Annotated in this window: 16 protein-coding genes and 2 pseudogenes; 8 read left to right on the top strand and 10 right to left on the bottom strand. The window is 68.9% G+C overall.

The features are described 5' to 3' along the window. The first annotated feature begins 176 nt into the window (after positions 1–176). Positions 177–1,298: a PP2C family protein-serine/threonine phosphatase gene (locus SSQG_RS37525; RefSeq protein WP_003995236.1), complete on the top strand. Its 1,122-nt coding sequence runs from the start codon at positions 177–179 to the stop codon at positions 1,296–1,298. 59 nt (positions 1,299–1,357) lie between these two features. Here the strand turns inward: SSQG_RS37525 and SSQG_RS37520 are convergent, their stop codons facing one another. Continuing rightward, a complete protein-coding gene (locus tag SSQG_RS37520) occupies positions 1,358–1,867 on the bottom strand; it encodes a hypothetical protein (protein ID WP_039934482.1) in 510 nt (169 codons plus the stop codon). 441 nt (positions 1,868–2,308) lie between these two features. After that, positions 2,309–3,391, bottom strand: coding sequence for a hypothetical protein (locus SSQG_RS37515; RefSeq protein ID WP_003995234.1), 1,083 nt, complete (start codon positions 3,389–3,391; stop codon positions 2,309–2,311). 83 nt (positions 3,392–3,474) lie between these two features. Between SSQG_RS37515 and SSQG_RS41625 the strand changes: the two genes are divergently transcribed. Then, positions 3,475–3,702: a hypothetical protein gene (locus SSQG_RS41625; RefSeq protein WP_003995233.1), complete on the top strand. Its 228-nt coding sequence runs from the start codon at positions 3,475–3,477 to the stop codon at positions 3,700–3,702. Positions 3,703–3,855: 153 nt separating this feature from the next. After that, a complete protein-coding gene (locus SSQG_RS37510) occupies positions 3,856–4,596 on the top strand; it encodes a methyltransferase domain-containing protein (RefSeq protein ID WP_039934481.1) in 741 nt (246 codons plus the stop codon). Between the two features lie 88 nt (positions 4,597–4,684). On the opposite strand, the pseudogene SSQG_RS44185 reads toward SSQG_RS37510, so the two are convergent. From SSQG_RS44185 to SSQG_RS37490, 3 genes and pseudogenes are all read right to left on the bottom strand, one after another. Beyond that, a pseudogene (locus SSQG_RS44185) lies at positions 4,685–5,789 on the bottom strand (IS630 family transposase). Between the two features lie 311 nt (positions 5,790–6,100). Then, positions 6,101–6,553: a hypothetical protein gene (locus SSQG_RS37495; protein WP_158681177.1), complete on the bottom strand. Its 453-nt coding sequence runs from the start codon at positions 6,551–6,553 to the stop codon at positions 6,101–6,103. A gap of 693 nt (positions 6,554–7,246) precedes the next feature. Further along, positions 7,247–9,004, bottom strand: coding sequence for a lysyl oxidase family protein (locus SSQG_RS37490; RefSeq protein ID WP_003995227.1), 1,758 nt, complete (start codon positions 9,002–9,004; stop codon positions 7,247–7,249). A gap of 332 nt (positions 9,005–9,336) precedes the next feature. On the opposite strand from SSQG_RS37490, the gene SSQG_RS43315 reads away from it, so the two are divergent. The 3 genes from SSQG_RS43315 to SSQG_RS37480 all read left to right on the top strand — a co-directional run bounded on the left by SSQG_RS43315 (position 9,337) and on the right by SSQG_RS37480 (position 12,582). Beyond that, on the top strand, positions 9,337–9,492 hold the full coding sequence (locus tag SSQG_RS43315; RefSeq protein WP_244299417.1) for a hypothetical protein: 156 nt from the start codon (positions 9,337–9,339) through the stop codon (positions 9,490–9,492). 120 nt (positions 9,493–9,612) lie between these two features. Continuing rightward, a complete protein-coding gene (locus SSQG_RS37485) occupies positions 9,613–10,233 on the top strand; it encodes an SRPBCC family protein (protein ID WP_039934480.1) in 621 nt (206 codons plus the stop codon). 36 nt (positions 10,234–10,269) lie between these two features. Continuing rightward, positions 10,270–12,582, top strand: a complete 2,313-nt coding sequence (locus tag SSQG_RS37480; RefSeq protein ID WP_003995225.1) for an FdhF/YdeP family oxidoreductase — start codon at positions 10,270–10,272, stop codon at positions 12,580–12,582. A 306-nt stretch (positions 12,583–12,888) separates the two neighbouring features. Here SSQG_RS37480 and SSQG_RS37475 read toward each other — a convergent pair whose 3' ends face one another. Further along, the gene (locus SSQG_RS37475; RefSeq protein ID WP_003995224.1) at positions 12,889–13,467 is read right to left on the bottom strand and encodes a TetR/AcrR family transcriptional regulator; all 579 of its coding nucleotides are present in this window, start codon (positions 13,465–13,467) and stop codon (positions 12,889–12,891) included. Between the two features lie 91 nt (positions 13,468–13,558). Between SSQG_RS37475 and SSQG_RS40135 the strand changes: the two are divergent. Continuing rightward, positions 13,559–14,003, top strand: a pseudogene (locus SSQG_RS40135) (anthrone oxygenase family protein). Positions 14,004–14,081: 78 nt separating this feature from the next. Beyond that, entirely contained in the window at positions 14,082–14,507 is a 426-nt protein-coding gene (locus SSQG_RS37465; RefSeq protein ID WP_003995222.1) for a DUF4267 domain-containing protein, read from the top strand. Between the two features lie 390 nt (positions 14,508–14,897). On the opposite strand, the gene SSQG_RS37460 is transcribed toward SSQG_RS37465, so the two are convergent. The 4 genes from SSQG_RS37460 to SSQG_RS37445 all read right to left on the bottom strand — a co-directional run bounded on the left by SSQG_RS37460 (position 14,898) and on the right by SSQG_RS37445 (position 20,721). After that, positions 14,898–16,382 (bottom strand): alpha/beta hydrolase, encoded by a 1,485-nt coding sequence (locus SSQG_RS37460; protein ID WP_003995221.1) that lies wholly within the window; start codon positions 16,380–16,382, stop codon positions 14,898–14,900. Positions 16,383–17,057: 675 nt separating this feature from the next. Continuing rightward, positions 17,058–18,389, bottom strand: a complete 1,332-nt coding sequence (locus tag SSQG_RS38455) for a C40 family peptidase (protein ID WP_003995220.1) — start codon at positions 18,387–18,389, stop codon at positions 17,058–17,060. Positions 18,390–18,993: 604 nt separating this feature from the next. After that, positions 18,994–19,947, bottom strand: coding sequence for a DUF5996 family protein (locus SSQG_RS37450; RefSeq protein WP_003995219.1), 954 nt, complete (start codon positions 19,945–19,947; stop codon positions 18,994–18,996). A 135-nt stretch (positions 19,948–20,082) separates the two neighbouring features. Beyond that, the gene (locus tag SSQG_RS37445; protein ID WP_003995218.1) at positions 20,083–20,721 is read right to left on the bottom strand and encodes an NADPH-dependent F420 reductase; all 639 of its coding nucleotides are present in this window, start codon (positions 20,719–20,721) and stop codon (positions 20,083–20,085) included. Between the last annotated feature and the right edge of the window lie 96 nt (positions 20,722–20,817).

Raw genomic sequence — 20,817 nt, 5'->3', positions numbered from 1 at the left:
CAATGATCATCTTGGCACGCGAGGCCACTAGCCTCCCGCGCCGCAGAGCGAGCAGCCGATTTTCGCTGTCGGCGACCTGCTGTCCGGGGCATCTGATGAACACCTTCCGTCTCACGTAGCCCCAGCCCTCGGAGCGGCGCATCCACGTACGCTGAGCGAGGTGGAAGGCTTGGGGCATGGCCCTTCGACCATGGCTGGACTTCCGGCGTCCCTGGCGGCCGGGTTACTCGCCCGCGCTGGTCGTGCTCCCGCTGGGGCTGATCGTCACGGTCTGTGTGGTCGATGTGCTGTCTCCGCCGCACATCCACCTCGGGCCCCTGCTGGTGGCGGCGCCCGCGATCACCGTGGCGTTCGCCGGCGCCGGTGTGACCGCGCTGATGGGAGCTCTCGCGGTAGCCGCCCAGGTCCTGATCGGCGTACTCAGAGGGGTCCTGCCCACTGCCAACATCCAAGCCCAGATCCTCGCCCTGGTCGTCGTCTCCACCGTCTGTGTCACCGTCTGCGTGGTGCGGGACCGTCGTGAGCAGCAGTTGCACCGGGTGCGGTCGGTGGCCATGGCAGCGCAAAGTGTCCTGCTGCAGCCCCTGCCCGCTCGCGCTGGCCCGCTGCGGATCGCCGGCCTGTACCTGCCCGCCGAGGAAGAGGCCGACCTGGGCGGAGACCTCTACGCGGCCGCCCGGACCGCGCACCACAGCACCCGGCTCCTCATCGGCGACGTACGCGGCAACGGCCTGGCCGCGATCAACAACTCCGCCCTGCTGCTCGGCGCCTTCCGCGCAGCCGCTCACCGGCAGGCCACGCTGCCCCGCCTCGCCGTCCACCTGGACGCCGCGTTCCGCTGGGACACCAGCCAGTGGCGATCAGAGGCAGAGCAGGACACCAACGAGGACTTCGCCACCGCCGTACTGCTCGACATCCCCGACCGCGATCCGGTCGTCCACCTCATCAGCTGCGGCCACCCACCGCCGCTCCTCCTACGGGGTAAATGCCTCACCCCACTCACGCCCAAAGCCAGCCATCTCCCGATCGGGTTCGGCGGCCCCTTCGGCATGACCGCCTACGACGTCCAGACGTTCCCCTTCGAGGTCGGCGACCTGCTGCTCCTCTACACCGACGGCGTCACCGAAGCCCGCAACAGCGAAGGACTCTTCTACCCCCTCACCGAACGAGCGCCCAAGTGGGCCGAGGAGGACCCCGAGGAACTGCTGCACCATCTCCAGGACGACCTGCTGGCCCACGTCCACGGACACCTCAACGACGACGCCGCCGTAGTCGCAATCCGCCGCCTGGCAGTCTGATACCCACCTGACGTGGCGGGATCCGAATTCCACCCGGGTCCTCGAGCAAGCTCCGCGGCTCAGGGTCTGTGACTGACGGCACCGGTGCCGAGTCGGGAGAGCAGCCAGAAGGTGACAGCGGTGCCGGTGCCGTACGCGACGTGCGCGCCGAAATCCCAGGCCACGACCTTGTGGTCGTACTGCCAGATCGGCTTGTAGAGCCCTGCGATCGGCAAGGCGACGTAGTCACCGGCGAACACCGCAGCGCCGAAAGGCACGCCATACACAGGGGAGGGCCTGGGCAGTGATCCGGCCACGATGCCGTAAGCCATGCCCGCCACTGATCCGTAGGCCCAGTGAGCGATGGTGCTCGTGAGCCAGGCGGTCTTGTCGGGAAGCCGGCGCTGGGTGAAGCCCTCGATCACCCGCTTCGCCACCTGCCCCGGATCTGGAGCCTTCTCCCAGCTTTCGACCGGAGCGAATTCCCAGGCGAGCGGGCTGTCCGTCCCGCCTGCCCGACGGTACTTCCAGTAGTGGACGGCATCCAGACACACCGTTCCCACCGCCCCGGCCAGCAGGCCGGCCGTCACCGCCGCGAGTGGAGTCAGCGGGTTCCTTCGGGAGCGCATGACGCAATCTCCTCATCGGTCAGGGCCGGAAAGGTCGATGTCCTTCAGCACCTGGGCCGCGGTGCGAAGGCATGCGGCCCGCATCGAGTATCCGGCGGCCGGAGAACGTCCGCGAACGCAGGCAGCGAGCGACCTGCGGCGGGCGACCCTGAGCGGTACGGCGGAAGCACCTGACCGCAGGGGGTCACCCATCTGCCGAAACACATATCCACCGCGCCCACCTGTACGGGCGAGCCAATGCACTCATTCGCTTCGCCGTGCACAGCCCGCCCGGCGACCCACCCCCGCGCCCGCAACCGTTCAGGCCCACAGCGGCGTCACCCTCATCCAGTCCCAGAACCGGAGACACCGCCCCCGGCCGCCCCTGACAGCACGCCAGACAGGCCGAGGCGAGGGCGTGGATCAGCTCGGGGTTGTGACGCCAGCGCCCAACTGCCGCTCGATCTCCACCGCCGGGAACGGCGTCTGCTTGCTTTCAGTGCACAGACGGCGGAAGAAGGAGTCCACGACGACGGTAAGGCGTGCGTGCCGGTCGATGATGGCGGTGATCTCGGGCGGGACGTCGCCAGGTCGCCGACCTGCGATCCAGTCGTGCAGGAAGACTTCGCGTTCCGTGTCACCTCGCACTCCGTCGAGCACGTGGTACTGGAGCAGGTGGCTCGCGGCGTAGCAGTGGTCGTACGCGAGGTGGTCCGAGAGGAAGTTGGATTCGTCCGCCGAAAGGTCGAATCGGGAGCTCAGGGCAAGTCCGAAGTCAGCGAAGTAGAGCTGCCGGCCATCGGTCAGGATGTTGTTGAAGTGAGCATCGAAGTGGACAAGTCCGCGAGAACTCATGAAGGCAGCTCCTTCCATCAGAGCTTCTTCCACCCAAGGGAAGGGCGAGCCGTCCCCGCCTTCCGGCACGGCGGTCTTGCGGTGGTCGGTCAGCCAGCCGGCGAGGGTGTGCGGCACGTGCTCCAGGAAGACCACCAGGCTGCACGAGGACTGGCCGATGGCCTCCAACCGGTCACGAACGGCGGGTGATCCCTCCCAGTGCGCGACGGCCCCCTCCAGGCCCCCGAACGCGTCGGTGAATCCCTTGGGAGGGGAGTCAGGCAGAACCCGCCAGTGGTACATCAGGGGGAATCCCGCATACTCGCCGCTGAGAACCCAGTTCGTGGTCATGACGTGCACGGCGAGCTCCCGCCAGGCACCGAACCCGGCCGAGCCCACCCCGTACTGGTAGAACATCGGCAGTTCGAAGACGTTCGCCGTCGACCGCACGTTCTCCGGTCGCAACTCGGTGTCCGTCAACGGGATCCGCTTGACGAAGACGCGAGTTCCGTCGATGTCCAGCTCTGCCGACCTGCCGCCGATGCCCGACCCGAGCGGGGTAGCGGCTGCCACGGCCTCCTCGAGCCCGTCGTCGCTCAGCAAGGAGAGCTGAGTGCTCACGGTCCCGTAAACAGCCAGGCGCGCGGCACGCAGCAATTCCTGGTCCAGCATCGACGGCTCCTCGGTGCCCGAACCAGGGCTTCGGCAATCCCACGTACGGCACCGACCCTACGCCGACAGGGGCAGCCGCTCTCATGAACAACGCTCTGTCCGAACAAGATCACAGGGGACAACGGACACTTTCAAACTCTGCCCAAAAGCTGCAGATCCTGCACCGGGTCGGTGAGGTCCACGACTCGGGCAAGGAACTGCTTGAGCTGTCAGCGGGCCGCGCCGGGAAGGGCAAGGCGCTGGACATGGCGCTCCAGCCCGCGCTTCTTCCGTATCCCGAGGCCGGAGAGGTACTCAGGTTGAACTCGTAGAGTCCGGCGGTCTGATCGCGTCGTCGTCCTGGAGATGGCCTCGAAGCACCAGGTGCGCTAAGCCGTCCATCACCGTGCGAAACGATCACACCGCAGACGGAAAACAGCCTTCACCCCCAGCACGGTCCTGGCAAGAAGCGCATACTGCACGGTGTGGCGACCTACAACAGCATCGGTGCAACCTACGCAGACACCCGGCGACCGGACCCGCGAATCGCCGCCAGGATCCATCAAGCACTCGGCGGGGCTGCCACCGTGATCAACGTAGGAGCCGGTACCGGCTCCTACGAACCGCCGCAAACTGTGCTCGCTGTTGAACCCAGCTCAGTGATGACCGCCCAGCGCCCGGCCGGATCCGCACCCGCCCTGGAAGCATCCGCTGAGTCGATCCCTCTCGCTGACGACTCGGCCGACGCGGCGATGGCCCTCCTGACCGTGCACCACTGGAGCGACCTGGAAGCCGGCATCGGCGAACTCCACCGCATCGCCCGGCAGCGGATCGTCATCCTCACCTTCGACCCCGACATCAACCGCAGGTTCTGGCTGCTGGAAGAGTACCTGCCCGAAGCAGCCGCGCTCGACGACACACGAGCCGTCGCCGTCGAACGCCTGGTCACGCTGCTGGGAGGAGCCAGCATCGAAACCGTTCCCATCCCGCACGACTGCACCGACGGATTCCTCGCCGCCTTCTGGCGTCGGCCCGAGGCATACCTCGACCCGGAAGTACGGGCCGGCATCTCGCTGTTCGCCCAGACCGGCGACGAGGTCCTCCAGCCAGGCCTGGCCCGGCTGTCCGACGACCTGGCCTCCGGCCGGTGGCACCAGCACCACGCCGACCTGCTCGACCGCGAAGCACTCGACGCGGGCTACCGGATTCTCGTAGCCGACCTCTAGAACCAGGCGAACCGCCTGACTGCACACTCAAGCCTGGAACGGCGCCTCCAAGGCGGGAAACGATCACCTTCGAGATGGGAAGCGATCTTCACAAGGCCGGGACGCCACAGCTCACCCCTACTCGTGAACACCCTATGGTCAGACCGGTGGGTGGCAGACAGCCGTCGACCAGGTGGGGGCGGTACTGGATCTTCTTCAGCTTGCGCTTGATCACACGGGTGAGGTGCGTGAGGTCGGCAGCTGCGAAGTCGGCCAGCTGCCGCTTGAGGAGCGACCAGATCCCCTCGGCCGGGTTCAGCTCCGGTGCGTAGGAGGGCATCTGGAAGATCTGTAACCAGTCCTTGTGCTCCTCGGCGAAGTCGGCCAGCTCCTTGACCAGATGCACGTTCAGGTTGTCCCAGCACCACACCACCGGGGTGCCGAGCTGCAGGTGGGTCATGACGATCAGATCGCGGTACTGGCGCCAGGAGAACGCCTTCGGCTCACCCCGGCGCCCGTGCCAGATGTGTAGCTTGAAGAAGAACCGGGAGCGGTGTCCGGCGCGGTAGCAGACCACGCCGGCGGTGTTGACCCGTCCCCGGTTGCGGCCGCGCACGCGCACCACCGGCCGGGCTCCGCGCGGCGCCCAGGTGTGTCCCTTCGGCGGCCTCAGTCCCTGGCCTGCCTCGTCCTCGAAGCAGATGTGGGCGCCCAGGTCCGCCGCTGTCCTTTTACCTGCGGCCACACCTCGGCCTTCCACATCTCGATCGCCTCGTCCTCGCGTTCGATCGCCCGCCGCAGGGGCACCTGCGCGGACCAGCCGTGCCGCCGCAACAGCTTCCACACGCCCTGGATCGTGTACACGACGTGGAACATCCGCCCGATCAGCAGCTTGACTCGCTTCAACGTCCACCCCTGGAACTCGTCGTCCCAGCCGTGCGCGAGCGGACCCCGCTTCAACTCCCGCTCCAGCCGCTCCCATTGCCTGGGGCTCAGTCGTTCCACCGAGGGCGGCCCCTTCGAGCGCAGGGCGTCCGCACCGCCCTCCTCCCACTCCCGCCGCCAACGTCTCACCGACCGCGACGTCACCCGAAGCTCCCTCGCCACCCCTCGGTCTTCTCACTACGAGCGAACCGCTCGGCCGCCTCAAGACGCACCCGCTCGCGCTTTTCCTGCCCCTTGGGCGTCAGCCCGCCGCCATGCGCGTACCTCATGACGACGTCGTACCGCAGCCATCAAGAACCGTCACGGGCCATGGGACTCCGCGAGTTCAACCTGAGTAAGGGCAAGAGCGAGCCGCGGCAGCCGCGTAAGCCCGAGCTCTACGAGCGGCCACCGAGCAGAACCTCCCCGGCTGGTCCAGGATGAGCCGGGAGGACCTCATCGACGCCCTCGCCCGCGCAGGGCGCCGCCGTAAGAAAGAGAGCGCCGCCTGACCTCGCGCCCATGCCGCGGAGCCTGCCCAGCAGTGAGTCCCCGGCCGCCCTTGACAGCCGAGCGGAGAACAAGCTTGGGCGACGCCCTGTCAGGAGCGACCGAACCAGCGGCGCTTGGCCCGAGGTTGGGGCGCGGCGCCATTCGCCGGTGCCACCGACGGGTCGTCGTACTCGCGTGCCCCGGGCCCGTGAGTCGCCCAGTCCCGCAGCACCTGCTCGGGAAAGATCGCCTGCCCGTTTCCGGAGCGGACTCCGAGCACGGCGACGCCGGTCGCCTCCAGGATGTCCCTCAGCCGCGCCGCATCGCAGTGCACCATCCCGGCCATCGGCAGCAGTTGCGCGCCGAGCGCCACGTCGGTGAACCCGAGCAGCGTTGGCGCTTGCTCGTCGTCGGGGAGGAACATCACCGATCCAGTGTCGGTGACGGGAACGAACACCCCACCCTCGAACAGCGCGGCGAGCACCGCATCCGGAGCGGGCTCATACCCCTGTGCACGGCTGTCGAGAAGGTCAGCGAGACGCAAGTTCGAATACCCGATCACGCGTGCAGCGTAGTGCCCGGACGGCCCCGCCGACCCCACCCCATCGGTATTCGACCAGACGAACCGGCCGGGCGGTCATGCTCCTCGATGGGAGACGCCAACGCGGCGAGCGCGGGCTCGACACGAGCGTCATCACAGATGTGAGAGGTGGCCGCAAGCAGTTGCTCTGCTGTGGTGGCGACCTGCTGGTCGAGGTGGTGAGTGAATGGGGCGAGGGCCGCTGCTACCTGTTCACGGGCTCGCGTACAGCTGCCGCGGCGGCCCCGGTGGCATGGAGTTCGCACGCCGAGCCGCCCATGTGTCCGCGATAGGCAGTGCGGGTCGATCGGCGCCGGCGGCTGGGTGCCCAGCCGCCACGGCCGGCCCGGCCTGCGGTCCGCCGGGGTCGTCACCCGGAGTGCCTTCTTCAGGCGGGTCACCATGGTGAAGCGGCAGGTCCACGCGGACCGGGCACTGGCTCGCGCTGGGAATTCGCCCAGTTCAGAAGCCTCACTGGCACGCGACGTTCTGCGCAGGCGGGTCCGTTGCGGAGGTTGCGATCCGTCGTCTGATGCCCGGATATCCTGAAGCAAGAGGCTGCGCCGCTTGGACTTCAGGCCTGAGCAACGAACTTCTGCTCAAAGGATGCCGCCGATGGCCGTGTCCCTGCCCTGAGCTCGGGCAGGGACACTCCCCCAGTGTCACGCGGCAGGGTCAGTTGGCGTTCACCAGGTCGTGCGCCGGCACGGTGACCGTCCGCGCACCCGGCTTGCCGCCGAGCACGATCTTCCGCAGGGCGCTGTTGTTGTCGAGGTTGGTTTCCTTCAGCCGCTTCGCCGGGTTGGCCAGCACCTGGATGTAGTAGGTGCCGTTGGGCACGTCGGTGATGTCGAAGGACTGGCCCGGCAGGTCCTGGGTGTAAGTGTCACCGGAGCCGACGTCCAGCACCTCGCGGACGGAGATCGAGCTTTCCTCACCGCAGGCAGTGGCCAGGTCCGTGTTGTTCGGGTGCCAGTTGGCGTTCTTCACCGTGTAGTCGATCGCGTCGGTGTTGGCCAGGCAGAAGGCTTCCTTGCCGCTGCGCACGGCCTCCTTCTTGTCCGCCTTCAGCAGCCGGTAACTGGCGAAGTCGGTGAAGTGCCAGTGCACGTGCCCCGGGCGCGGGTCCCACTCCATGGTGCCGGTCGGGGTGTAGCCGACCTGCTTGCCCTTGGCGTCGTAGAAGTACTGGAAGGCGTCCATCTTGGCCTTGCCGGGCGAGCGAAACCCGTCCACCACGAGCTGCGCCGGGCCGGCGTTCCAGACGTTGGCGCTGAACGCCAGGTAGTCCTTGCCCGGGATGTCCTTGTCGCCGTCGCTGATGGTGATGCCGTAGGCCGGGAGCGAACGCAGGTCCGGCTTGGGGACGTCCGGCACGGAGGGCTTGCCGGTGGGCCGCTTCGACAGCGGTTCGAGGGCGGGCGCCTGGCGCGAGCCGTCGGTCTGGCCGCCGCTGTCCCCGGCCTGCGGAGACAGCGCGGACTTCTGCTTCTTCTTCAGCGCCCACGGCAGGGCCGGCGGCGCGGCCTTCAGCGGACCGTGGCCCACGTTGTACGAGGGACCCGCACCGCTCGTCACCGGCGCGGCGGCCTCGGCGGGGGCCGGGGCATGCTCCGGCCCGTGCGCGGCGTGCGCGGTCGGCGCCTGGTGACCGGCAGCGTGCCCGGCGTGCTCGCCGGCCTTCGCGGACCGGGGCGCCGCCCCGTTGGTGCCCTCTTCGTCTTCGTAGCTTCGTTCCACGACGGTCACCTTGACCGTGGCCGCCCTGTCGGCGATGCCGAACAGGTCGCGGTACTTCTTGGCGACACCGACCTTGGCTGTGTACGTACCGGCCGGCAGCTGGACCGGCTCGGTGTAGGAGCCCGCGTAGGTGTTGGCCGCCCAGCCCTTCTCGACGCCCCACACGGAGCCGAGGGTGAAGGGGTTGGTGGGGCAGCTCTCCGGATACTTGGAGACAGAGGGGGCGTCGGGCCGCACTCGGCCGCTGGCGTTGTTCGGGCAGAAGCTCTCGGCGCGGGTGACGACCTTCTTGCCGGCTTTGTCGGTGAGGGTGATCTCTGCGAAGCCGGGCAGTCCGGAGAAGTCCTTCACGGTGCCCGTGGGCAGCTTCTTCGCCTTGGCCTTGCCGCCCTCGTACACGGTCTGGGTGACAGTCACCGGGTCCTTGTAGGACTTCCGGGTGACCTTGAGTTCCAGCGGCGTCCCTTCGGCGATGAGGTAGGTGCCGAGGTCCAAGTACACACCCGGCTCCTCCTTCCAGGAGGTGAGCGTCACCGAAGTGGTCGCCGCGATGAGGCTCAGCTCGGGGCCCGTCACGGCCTTCGCCGGCTCCTGCGCTGCGGCCACGATGCCGGCCGTGACGGCCGTCACGGCGATGGCCGTGGTGCCGGCGAGCAGCGAACGCCGCAGCCGAGCGGTACGTCTTCTGGTCATGGTTCCTCGTTCTCCGGTGCTGTGAGAAAGAAGCAGGCGGCACGGCGCGTCCGCGAGGTCCGGGCCGGAGCCGTCACGTGAGAGGCGTTTGCTTTGCCCGCGCTGTGAGAGGAACGGACCGGTTGCTCGGTTGTCCGAAAGACGGGAAATGGGTGGAGTGTTGGCCGAATGCCGCCGTAGTGACGCGATCCGGCCGTCGGTGCGGGCGCACCTCACCCGAGGTCAGACCTTCTGGTGCAGGCGCCCGCATCGCCGACGCACCGGCGTCGCGCCCTGGGGCGACGGACCCTGACTTCGCTTGTTCCGCATGGCATTCGAGGAGAAAGCGGCCGATGACGTCCGGGCAGTATCTCTCGCTGACGCGTCGACGACGGCTTCGGCAACCAGCTGCCTGGAGCCGGGTGATCGCACCGGTCGCAGCCATCGCGCACCTCACCTATGACGGTCCAGAGCCGGTCATCGACGAGCTGATCGTTCTGCCGGGCTGATCCCACGCCGCACCAGGGGGACTCGAAGTGCACGATGTGGGAACCGGAAGGGGAGCCCTGACGCACGAGGGCGGGGCGGACGGCCGGACGCCCGGCTCCCTCACCGGAAGAGAGGCCACGATGGCGCACGAAGACGACGCCCAGCAGGCCGTGCCGGACATGCCGGGGACGCGCACGGACGGCGACCGCGTCACGCGCCGCCGTCCGCTGCGCGAGCGGCACGTCGAGGAGACGGTCGAGGTCGCGGTGCCGGTGCGGACGGCGTACAACCAGTGGACGCAGTTCAAGACCTTCCCGCGCTTTTCGACCGTGGTGCGCGGCGTCGAGCAGATCAGGCCCGCCGTGACCGCCTGGACCATCGGCTACGGACTCCTGCGCCGCCGCTTCGCGGTCGAGATCGTGGAGCAGGACCCGGACGCCTACCTGGCCTGGCGCGGCCTGGAGCAGAACCCCTCCCACCAGGGCGAGGTCGAGTTCAGGCCGACGGAGTCCGGCGGCACGGCGATCACGGTCCGGATGCTCCTGGAACCGCGGGGCGCCGCGAGGATCCTCAACCGCTCGTCCTGGGCGGCCCGGCTGACGGCCCGGTTGGTGCAGGGCGAACTCGTGAACTTCAAGCAGTTCATCGAAGGAGTGGGGCAGGAGGGCGGGGCCTGGCGCGGCACCATCCGCAACGGCCGCGTGCAGCACGACCATCCGGAACCGCCCAGGAGCCGCGTGGCCCAGTGGCCTGTCGGCTGACCGGCATGCCGGACATGGCAAGAGAAAGGCGAACCGATGCAGAACCCGCCCGGCGAGGAGCCGGAGACCACCCTCTCCGTGACACCGCCGAAGAAGTGGGCGGCCGGAGTCCCCGCGGTCGTGCACGCGCTGGAGTACTCCCTGGAGCAGACCTCCCCGCGCAAGACCGGGGTGGACCTGCTGACCATGAACCAGGTGGGTGGTGTCGACTGTCCCGGCTGCGCATGGGCGGACCCGGCCCCGGGGCGCCGTCATCGCAACGAGTACTGCGAGAACGGCGCCAAGCACATCAACGACGAGGCGACCACGCGCCGGGTCTCAGCCGACTTCTTCCGTGAGCACAGCGTCTCGGACCTCGCCGGCCGCTCCGACATGTGGCTCAACCAGCAGGGCCGGCTCACCGAGCCGTTGATCAAGCGGCCCGGCTCCGAGCACTACGAGCCCATCGGCTGGAGTGACGCCCTGGACGTCCTCGCGCAGGAACTGAAGTCGCTGGCCTCTCCCGACGAGGCCGTCTTCTACACCTCCGGCCGCGCCAGCAACGAGGCCGCCTTCGTCCTGCAGCTCTTCGCCCGCGCCTTCGGCACCAACAACCTGCCCGACTGCAGCAACATGTGCCACGAGTCCAGCGGCTTCGCCCTGAGCGAGACCCTGGGCACCGGCAAGGGCACCGTCAGCCTCGACGACCTCCACCACGCCGACCTGATCTTCCTGGTCGGGCAGAACCCGGGCAGCAACCACCCGCGACAGCTCTCCGCCCTCGAGGAGGCCAAGCGGGGCGGCGGCCGGATCGTGGCGGTCAACCCGCTGCCGGAGGCCGGGCTGCGGCGCTTCAAGAACCCGCAGAAGCCGGGCGGGGTCCTCGGACGCGGCACCCAGATCGCCGACCGCTTCCTGCACATCAAGCCCGGCGGCGACCTCGCCCTGTTCCAGGCCCTCAACCGCCTGCTGCTGGAGGCCGAGGACGCGGCGCCGGGCAGCGTCCTGGACCACGACTTCATCGACGCCCACACCTCCGGCTTCGAGGAGTTCGCCCAGCACGCCCGCGCCGTCGACTGGGAGGACGTGCACACGGCGACCGGACTGACCCGCGAGGAGATCGAGAAGGTCCGCGACGAGGTCCTCAACAGCGAACGCGTCATCGTCTGCTGGGCGATGGGCATCACCCAGCACAAGCACGGCGTGCCCACCATCCGGGAGATCGTCAACTTCTTGATGCTGCGCGGCAACCTGGGGCGCGCCGGAACCGGCGCCTGCCCGGTGCGCGGCCACAGCAACGTCCAGGGTGACCGCACCATGGGCATCTGGGAGCAGATGCCGGACACCTTCCTGGATGCCCTGCAGAAGGAGTTCGGCTTCGACCCGCCGCGCCCGCACGGCCTGGACTCGGTGAACTCGATCAAGGCGATGCGCGAAGGGCGTGTCAACGTCTTTCTCGCCCTCGGCGGCAACTTCGTCCGGGCCGCTCCTGACAGCGAGGTCACCGAGGAGGCGATGCGCTCGTGTCGGCTGACCGCCCACATCTCCACCAAGCTCAACCGCTCGCACACCGTCTGCGGCGACACCGCGCTGATCCTGCCGACCCTGGGGCGCACCGAGCGTGACGTCCAGGCGGACGGCGAGCAGTTCGTCACCGTCGAGGACTCCATGAGCGAGGTGCACACCTCCCAGGGCCGTCTCGAACCGGCCTCCCCACTGCTGCTCAGCGAGGTCGCCATCCTGTGCCGGCTGGCCCGGCGGGCCCTGGACGGCGAGGCGGACATTCCCTGGGGCGAGTTCGAGGGCGACTACGGCACGATCCGCGACCGCATCTCCCGCATCGTGCCGGGCTTCCATGACTTCAACGCACGGGTGACCCGCCCCGGGGGCTTCCAACTGCCCAACCCCGTCAACGAGGGCGTCTTCAACACCAAGGCCGACAAAGCCCTGTTCACCTGCAACGAGCGCGTGGTCCCCCGGGCACCCGAGGGGCACCTGCTGCTTCAGACGCTGCGCTCGCACGACCAGTGGAACACCGTCCCCTACACCAACAACGACCGCTATCGCGGCATCCACGGCAGCCGCCACGTCGTTCTCGTCAACCCGGCCGACCTGATCGAACTCGGCCTCGCTCAGGGCGACCACGTCGACCTGGTGAGCGTCTGGGCGGACGGCACCGAGCGCCGGGCCGAGAACTTCGAAGTCGTGCCCTACCAGGCCGCCAAGGGCTCGGCCGCCGCCTACTACCCGGAGACGAACGTCCTGGTGCCGCTGGACAGCGTCGCCGACATCAGCAACCAGCCCACGTCGAAGGGCATCGTCGTGCGTCTCGAACCCACCCCCGACCGGACACAGCCCACACCCGCCTGACCGGCGGCACGATCCCGACGGGGCCCGCGACACGCCATCGGGCCCCGTTGTGGGAATGGCCGACCGGGCGCGCGAGGACGTTCCTGCTCTGCGCCCGGCCGAGCCCCCGTGATCTCAGCTCGGCGGGTTCGGCCCCGCCCCTCGCGGAACCGCTTCACCGCCTCGCCCGCAAACTCCCTGCCTGGGCCGCTACTGCTTCCCCACCCCACCCCACCCCGCCACGCGAGGCGCGTGACCGCAAGCGTTGCCGCAGGTAGGCAGTGCGGAGCGCAAGGGCCCCGGCCGCGTGCCCGCTGGGATGGCGTGTCAGAGCACAACGAGCCGGTCCACCAGTAGCTCCACCCTCGACTCGGCGTACTCGGGCAGCAGGCGGTCCGCGCGGGTCAGGGTCGCCAGGCCGTGCAGGGACGCCCAGAACACCTCGGTGAACAGCCCCGCGTCGACGCCGTCCCCGGCGACCTCGGCGAGACACTCGAGCAGGGCGGCGAAAGCGTCCTTCAATGGCTCCGGGGTGTCCTCCCGCGCGTACGCCAGGCCGCCGTCGAGCTGGAACAGGGCGTCGTAGACCGCCGGGTTGCGTGCGGCGAAGTCGAGGTAGGCGCGGGCCAGGGCGGCGACCCGGGCACGCGGGCCGTCCGCGGCGGAGGTCGCGGCCCGTACCGCTGTGGCCAGTTCGGCAGCCCCCTGGAGGGCGACGGCGCCGATGATCTCACGCTTGCCGCGGAAGTGGCTGTAGAGGACGGGCTGGCTGTATTCGATGCGCTCGGCGAGCCGGCGGGTGGTGACCGCGTCCCAGCCCTGCTGCTCGGCGAGTTCGCGGGCCGTCGCCACGATGAGGCGCTCGCGGCTGGCCCGTTCGCGCTGCTTGCGTTCCTGTACCGACATGACTCGATCCTAGCACTGCTAGACAATCGAGCGGCAGCAGTACTAGCGTTGCCTCATCAGCTAGCAACGCTAGACAATGGGAGGGATCAGCATGCTCAACGCACTCGAGGTCGTCACCACCGTGAGCGTCGGCCTGATGGTGGGGGTGGAGTTCTCCGTCGCTTTCGTCATCAACTCGATCCTCAACGCTCTGCCCGAGGACAGCAGTCAGCTCGGCCACGCCCACGGGGGCCGGATGCTCGGCGCCGCGATGCCCGTCTGGTATCTCAGCTCACTCGTCCTCGTCGTGATCTGGGCCATCGCCGGACGACACCACGGCACCGGCCTCGTCGTCGCCGCCGGCGCGCTGCTGCTTCTCAGCGTGATCATGTCGGTCCTGCTGCTCGTCCCGATCAACAACCGAAACAAGACCTGGACTCCCGAGAACCGGCCTGCCGACTGGCAGCAGCAGATAAAGCGCTGGAACCGCTACCACTACGTCCCGCGTCGCCGTCATCATCGCCGCCTTCGCCCTGCTGGTCGTCTCCCTCGCCTGACATCAAAGCCCCCACATGACTCAGCAAGCTCCACAAGGCTCACCAAACTGACGAAGACTTGCAGGGAGAAGAAGGACAATGTCGCTGAAGAAGATCAATACCGTCCTGGCCGCCGCCTTCATCCTCTTCATCCTCTGGTTCGGGATGGAGTTCATCCTGAGTCCGGAGACGACGGCGCCGGGCTTCGGCCTGCCGAGCTGGCCGTCCGGCGACGGCGACGGCTTCCTGATCGTCAAGGGGATCCGCGACGTCGTCCTGGCCCTGGTCCTGGCCATCCTGCTGGTGACGGGCCACCGCCGGGCGCTGGGCTGGGTGCTGCTGGTGGAGGCCCTCGCGGCGTACGGCGACATGGCCACCGTGCTGGCCCACCACGGCTCCGCGGCAACCGCGCTCGGCGTCCACGGCCTGACCGCCACACTCATGGTGGTCAACGGCCTGCTGATGATGCGCGAGACCCGCAAGGCCGCGGCCGCTCCGGCAACTCCCGCCCCGCAGCCCGCCTGACGCCACCTTGGCGCGTGTCGGTATTCGCCTGTCAGCGCCCGCCGGGAGTGGCCGGCACGCGGTGGCCTGAAGTGGGGCCGATGGCCAGTACGCGCCTCCTGGCGCCTCCATCTGTGCGGAGGCGGTGGCGGCGACCGTGCAAAGCGAGCGCCGAAGGGTTCGACCGCGTCCGGCTATCGGGCGTTCGACCCCGGGCCGCTCTGATGCGGCGCCTACGCAGGTGGGCGCGGTTGGTGGGACGAGTACCGCAGCCGCTCTCGGTAGGCGCCTTACTCGCCCGTCGCCAGAAGCGGCTCGATCAACTGCTATTGCCCATCGGCGAGTTGCCCGCGCATCACGATCGTCTTCCTACCGGATCCGCCTTCCGGGCGGATCCGGCACGGCAAACTGTCAGAACGGCACGGCGGGGCAGCTGGTGCCCCGTGGTGGGACTGCCAGGTCGGTGAGGTAGCTGTCCACGGCGTCCTCCATGCACCGGCCGCTGGTGACGCTGCCGTGGCCGTGGCCCTCGTAGGTGAGGAGCACGCCGCTGCGACCGAGCTGCCGGGCCACCGAGACCGCCCACGGGTAGCCGGTCGCGGGGTCGTGCAAGGCGTTGGACAGCAGGACCGGCGGGACACCGCGTGCGTCCAGGCGGTGTTGCGGGTTGGCGGTCGGCGTGCCCAGACACGCCGCTGCCATGTGGAGCGGCAGCAGGTAAGGCAGGTCAGGCGCGGTCCTGTTCATCATGGCGACGAGCGAGGCGTACTCCTGGTAGCCGCGCACGGGCAGATGCCAGTCCGAGCAGAAGAGCTCGGCGGCCGGAGGCAGCGGCGCTGTCGAGGTGGGCGACGCGGGCAGCGGCTTACTCGCCTCCATCCCCGCGACCGCCGTGGCCAGGTCCGCGTAGTCGACCCTATAGAACTTCCGGAACGCGATCTTGTTGACCAGGTCCGACGACGACAGCGAGGTGCCCGGCTTCGCCGGGTCCTCCAGCTCGCCGCGCCCGGCCCGGGCCAACAGGCCCTGCCAGACGGCGCGGACGTCGCGGCCGTGCAGCGCGCAGTTGACGGCTCCGTCGCACCACTTCACGAACTCCTGGAAGGAATCCTCTGCCGAGGCCGCCTCGGCTCGCAGGAAGTCACGGGCGGTCGGGACGCTGTGGTCCATGACGCTCTCCAGCACCATGGCGCGCACGCGGCGCGGGTAGGTCTCGGCGTACTGTGCCCCGAGCAGCGTGCCGTACGAGCTGCCGTGGAAGGTCAGTTTCCGCTCGCCGAGGGCGGCCCGGAGGGCGTCCAGGTCCCGGACCGTCTGGGCTGTGTCAAGGTGGTCGAACACCGGGCCGGTACGGGCCCGGCAGTCGGCGCGGAGCCGCTTGTTGTACGCCATGGTGGCATCGAAGTCCGCCTGGCTCTTCAGCTCCGGGGACGGCCGCTCGGCAAGCAGGTCGCCGGAGCAGGTCACCGGGTTGCTGCCGCCCACGCCGCGCGGGTCGAAGCTGACGATGTCGAACCTGCGGCGGACCTCGGGGCTGAACCGGCTGATGCGCCCCACCACCATCTCCACACCCGAGTCGCCCGGCCCTCCGGGGCCGAACACCATCGAGCCGACGCGTGCACCGGGGTCGGTGGCCTTGCGGCGGGCCACAGCCAGGTCGAGTCTCGGCCCGTCCGGATGGGCCCAGTCGACCGGCACCGAAAGGGTGGCGCACTCGGGTCCCGGCTCCTCCGGGTCGTCACACGGTTCCCACCGCAGAGACCCTGTGTCAGACGGCGACGCGTGGACCGCAGGAGCGGCGGCCACGCCCGTGATGACGGCCATAGCGGCTCCCACGGCCATGGCCGTGCCCCGCTCGGCGATGCGCCGTAATGCGGATCTGCCCCTTGACGGCATGGATCCTCCTCGTGAAGAGAACGGTTGTGTCAGGCGTGCGGACCCGGCCGGGGCACCGTCGGTCACGTTAGGCGCACTGTTGCCCACCTGGTGCCCCGGTCAGGGGCTTTTCCGGGTCGGATCGGGGACCGATCAGGGGCGCTCGGCGCGCAGGCGAAAGACGGTCCTCGATGATCTGGAACCAAGTCCGTACGCAAATCACCAAGGTTCAGGCGCATGGGTGGACTCACCTTCGAGCTGCAGCGCGCGGCATCCGTACGTGGAGCCCGCGGTGACGTCCACCTCTGGGCAGGCCACGTCGACGGCCTCGGCCGCACCGAGCTCGCCTCCCCCACCGAGCACAGCGACTACCCGACATCGGTACTTTCCGCGGCCGCTTCTGGCCAGAGGCGAGCTGCGCGTGGACTGGGACCCTGCCGCGCATGACGCGTTCGAGTTGGAGGAAGCCCTGATGTTGCTACGGTCCTGGCCGCGTTCGATTCGTGAGGACCATCAACAGCGCGTTCGTGATCGCCGTAGCGCCTACGTCATTGTCACTCGGCCGCTTCCCCTCGACCTTCTCGTCAGGCTCCACCCCTCGGGGCTGCGCACAGGGCAGCCCTGCCCAGTCCCGAGGGACGGAACGTGCATGAGGAACACCGGCACCCCGCAACACCAACCGGTCTGAGAGGAACGTCAGGCCGGGCGGACCACGCCCTTGATCGCCGACTGGCCGGCGAAGAACACCGACTCCTCGCGGATGAGCGCTCCCGGCCCCGGGGCGTGGACCATCATGCCGTCCCCGCTCCAGATGCCGACGTGGCCGAGGTCGTCGTGGAAGAAGACCAGGTCTCCGGCCTGGGCGTCGGCAAGCGAGACCTGCACTCCCGCTCCCCACTGGGCCTGGGGTGTTCGGGGAAGCGCAACGCCGGCAGTCTTCCACGCGGCCTGGGTGAGACCGGGGGCGTCGTACGATCCCGGCCCGACCGCACCCCATACGCAGGGCCGACCGATCTGGGCTCGGGCGAAGGCGACCACCCGCTCGGCCTGGGTCCGGTGGCCTGCGCCCGGCGACAGCCAGGATCCACCCTGGGCGCCGGGCGTGAAGGTGGCGGAGAGGGTTTCGCGTGCCGTGAAGTCAACCGGTTCCGCCGGGGCGGCAGCCGTTGTCAGCGCAGCGGGGGCGGGTGCGGTGGCCGGCTCGGCGGGCACGGCCGGAGCAGGAGCTGCCAGGACAGACGCAGGGATGCTCGGCAGACCTGCGCCATAGGTCGCCGTGGTCACGTCGGCCGGAGCGGGGATGTAGTAGGCGGTTGGATCGGCCGGCAGAGCCGTGGCATGCGGTGCGGTTGCGTCGGTCGCCGGACCGGCACCGTACGTCTCCACTCCGCCTGTTGGGAGGTCCCCGTGGTTCGTACCCGCAGTGGGGTACGGGACGGTGGGCAGAACCGCGGTGGTCTGCAGACCGGGCAGTGGGCTGGACTCCAGGGCGGGCACGGGCGCGGGCTCGTACAGCGGCCGCGTCGCCACGTCGCTGAGGACCGACTGCGCACCTGAACGCCAGGCGCTCTCGCTCCGCTGGGACTCGCCGGCCGCGGCCGGTGCGTCACGCTGGTCGGAGAGCTTCGGGACGGAGCCGGTGGTCGGTGCCTGAGCTGATCCGCCGGTCAGCTCCCACGCGGCACCGGTGGGCGTCTGGGGCGCTTCGAGGGCGCGGGGTTCCGCGGGGCGTTCCGCCTGGCGCACGGGGCGTGCGGCCTGAGGCGCGCGGTCGGGGCGGACAGGCAGCCTCCTCTCCGGCTGCGCCACCGGCACAGTCGGGCCCAGCTTGGCGCGGGCGACGTCGAACCACTGCCGGGCAAGGCTTGCGATCGCGGGTTCCGTGTCCCCCTGAGGCCGGCTGCGGGTGTCCGCGCCCCGCTGGCGCGGGATCGCAGCGGCGCGGGTCGCGTTGAAGGTGCCCGTGTCGCTCTCGGCCCGGTCGTAGAGGTTGTCGATCCGCCGCCGAACCTCGTCAGGGCTCGGCATCTCGCTCTCACTCGCCAACACGGGAACCAGCAGACTGCGAGAGCCGGACCTTGACAGCGAAGGCCTCCGGGGCCAGGGAATTGGTCCTGCCCGCGGAGCCGGTCACTTCGGGGCGCGAGGTTCGTTCCGACGCCATGGAAAAGGGCGCTCCTTCCGTCCGAGGGTGCACGGAACCACCCGTGTGTCGGTGGAAATTGTGCACGCAGTGACCAAGGTAGCCAACTTGTGAGGCTTCCGTGAAGATCAAGGACCGAAAACAACCGATATGCTTCTGTGACCTTCGCCCCTCCAAGTGCAGCCCCGAAGCAATCCATCTCATAGATGCGAACCTTGGACGGCTTTGGGACATCGCTGGGGCTGGATGAGCGTGTCGTTCCAGCTGTCGGTCGTGGCAGCCCGTCCTGACCAGCGACCATGTAGCTGTGCTCTTCAACTAGGGCTGCCCGGTTCGGAGCCCTCACCGACCTGGGATCGCCCGGGGCAGGGTCCGGTCTACGCGGCCTGACCGGCCCCGCGGACGCGTCGGGGAAGCTCCCAGTAGGAGAAGGTGCGCAGGGCCCACTCGGCGGGGCCGTAGGGGCGGTGGCGCATCACCGGGTCGGCGTCAGGCTTGCATCAGGCCGGGAGGAGCCGCCAGGTGCTGGTCGGTGATTCCGCCAGGGCAGGCCAGTGCGGCCACGTCCCAGCCGGCACACCTGGCTCCGGCCCGGTAGGCGCTGTCGTAGAAGGCGAGCACAGCGGTGCGGGGGTCTGCTTCGGCGCGGGCGTCGTCGTAGCCGAGCACGGCCAGATGATTGTCGTTGCGTGCCACCCACCTGGCGTTTCCTGGAACGAGCGGTTCCTTCGCCAGCTCTGGGGGTTCCGGGGCGGTGTAGGAGTAGAAGGCGGGCTCGGGGAACGTGTCGTCACCGAACCAGAAGCCAAAGCTGATCACCTCACGGGAGTATGCCTCGCGGGTGACCGAGTCGGCCTCCGCCGGCTGTTCGGCATGCCGCCCGGAGAACCTGCTGTAGGCAAGGTCGAAGGTGTGCCAGAAGTGGTGCACGGGACTGGCCTTGCCCGAGAAGTCGGCCGCGAACTCCTCCAGCACCAGCGCCACCTGGCTCAGGACTCGCCAGTAGCGGTTGACCTGCAAAGGATCGTAGGCCGCGTGCTCGGTGTCCTCCGCGAAGGGCCGGGCCGCATCAGGCAAGTCGAACGGCTTGGGGGCCGGGATGTCCACCTGGACGCCCAGCTCAGCCAGAGCGTCCAGGGTCGCGCGGTGGAAGGACGCCACGGACTGCCCGTAGAGCGGAAAGGACACCACTGTGCCGTCCAGCGAAGCGGCCATCAGTTGATGGCTGACGAAGTCGAGGTCGATGGTGAACGGATCACCGTCGCCCCGCCCCATCGGGCGCGTGGTGATGCCGCGTCCGGTGAGATGGAAGGGCACATTCCACCAGTGGTTGCGCCGAACGCTGGCGGCGAGCCGGATCTTGCCGACGACCTGCGCAAACCGATGCAGCGTCTCCTTGCAGTCACGCCATTCGGCGAGCGGAATCGGCGGGAAGAGCTCCATGAACCTTCCTTCCTGCTCGGAGTGTCCGACCTAGCGCCGATCCGGGCGGCCTCCATCCCTCAATGCCCTGGCTCTGACGGGAGCGGACGGCTCGGCACCGAGTCTTGCCGCGGTCGACGGTTGCTCGGCGAACGGTCAGGGCAGGATCTTGATCGAGCTTTGCCAGTTCAGCAGGAGGGGCTGCTGCATGGCGATGTGCAGAAATCCCATCGCCTCCAGCTCCCGAGCTCTGCGCAGGGGGCCTACGTCGAACGGGCGCATCCCGCCGGAGCGAACGAGCTCCGTGACTTTCTCCTTGGCGGCGGAGTCGTCTCCGGCGATCAGGACGTCGAGCGGGAGGTCATGTCCCTGGCCTGCCGTCAGAGGGCCGGCGAAGGTGGTGTTGAACGCTTTGACGACTTCCACGTCCGTGCCGACGATCTGCTGGATCTCCTCGGCGGCTGAGCTGTCCGGGGGTGTCACCCGCCCATCCATGGTCGAGACGTCGATGGGGTTACAGATGTCCACCAGGACCTGCCCGGCCAGTGCGGGCCCGGCGGATCTCGCGAACTGCAATGCCGCGTCGTACCACAGTGCGAGCACGGTGACATCGGCCGGCTCCGTCGCAGCGGCCCAGTCGCTCTCGCCGTCCGGGAACTGCTGCCTGAGCTCCTCGGCCAGCGCCCGGGCAGGGTCGGCGTCAGGGTGGACGATGCGCACTCCGTGGCCGCCGGAAAGGGCACGGGTCGCGATGGCGCGGCCCATGTTGCCGGGGCCCACAATGTTGATCTTCACTGCTGCTGCCTTCCGGTCTGACGGAATGTGCGACGCACTTGGACGCGTCCGCCTGACAGCTGCCGGCCCGGGACGCACATGTAGCGGACGCAGATG

This window comes from Streptomyces viridochromogenes DSM 40736 (assembly GCF_000158955.1).
GTDB lineage: Bacteria > Actinomycetota > Actinomycetes > Streptomycetales > Streptomycetaceae > Streptomyces > Streptomyces venetus.
Note: the sequence above shows the minus strand (reverse complement) of the source record. Positions and strands in the feature narration are given on the sequence as shown.

Excerpts from the sequence above, each read along its gene's own strand:
- SSQG_RS37465 (WP_003995222.1), top strand. The coding sequence starts at position 14,082 with ATGTCGCTGAAGAAGATCAATACCGTCCTGGCCGCCGCCTTCATCCTC.
- SSQG_RS37515 (WP_003995234.1), bottom strand. The coding sequence starts at position 3,391 with ATGCTGGACCAGGAATTGCTGCGTGCCGCGCGCCTGGCTGTTTACGGG.
- SSQG_RS37460 (WP_003995221.1), bottom strand. The coding sequence starts at position 16,382 with ATGCCGTCAAGGGGCAGATCCGCATTACGGCGCATCGCCGAGCGGGGC.
- SSQG_RS43315 (WP_244299417.1), top strand. The coding sequence starts at position 9,337 with ATGACGTCCGGGCAGTATCTCTCGCTGACGCGTCGACGACGGCTTCGG.
- SSQG_RS37490 (WP_003995227.1), bottom strand. The coding sequence starts at position 9,004 with ATGACCAGAAGACGTACCGCTCGGCTGCGGCGTTCGCTGCTCGCCGGC.
- SSQG_RS37480 (WP_003995225.1), top strand. The coding sequence starts at position 10,270 with ATGCAGAACCCGCCCGGCGAGGAGCCGGAGACCACCCTCTCCGTGACA.
- SSQG_RS38455 (WP_003995220.1), bottom strand. The coding sequence starts at position 18,389 with ATGCCGAGCCCTGACGAGGTTCGGCGGCGGATCGACAACCTCTACGAC.
- SSQG_RS41625 (WP_003995233.1), top strand. The coding sequence starts at position 3,475 with ATGAACAACGCTCTGTCCGAACAAGATCACAGGGGACAACGGACACTT.
- SSQG_RS37475 (WP_003995224.1), bottom strand. The coding sequence starts at position 13,467 with ATGTCGGTACAGGAACGCAAGCAGCGCGAACGGGCCAGCCGCGAGCGC.
- SSQG_RS37485 (WP_039934480.1), top strand. The coding sequence starts at position 9,613 with ATGGCGCACGAAGACGACGCCCAGCAGGCCGTGCCGGACATGCCGGGG.
- SSQG_RS37525 (WP_003995236.1), top strand. The coding sequence starts at position 177 with ATGGCCCTTCGACCATGGCTGGACTTCCGGCGTCCCTGGCGGCCGGGT.
- SSQG_RS37450 (WP_003995219.1), bottom strand. The coding sequence starts at position 19,947 with ATGGAGCTCTTCCCGCCGATTCCGCTCGCCGAATGGCGTGACTGCAAG.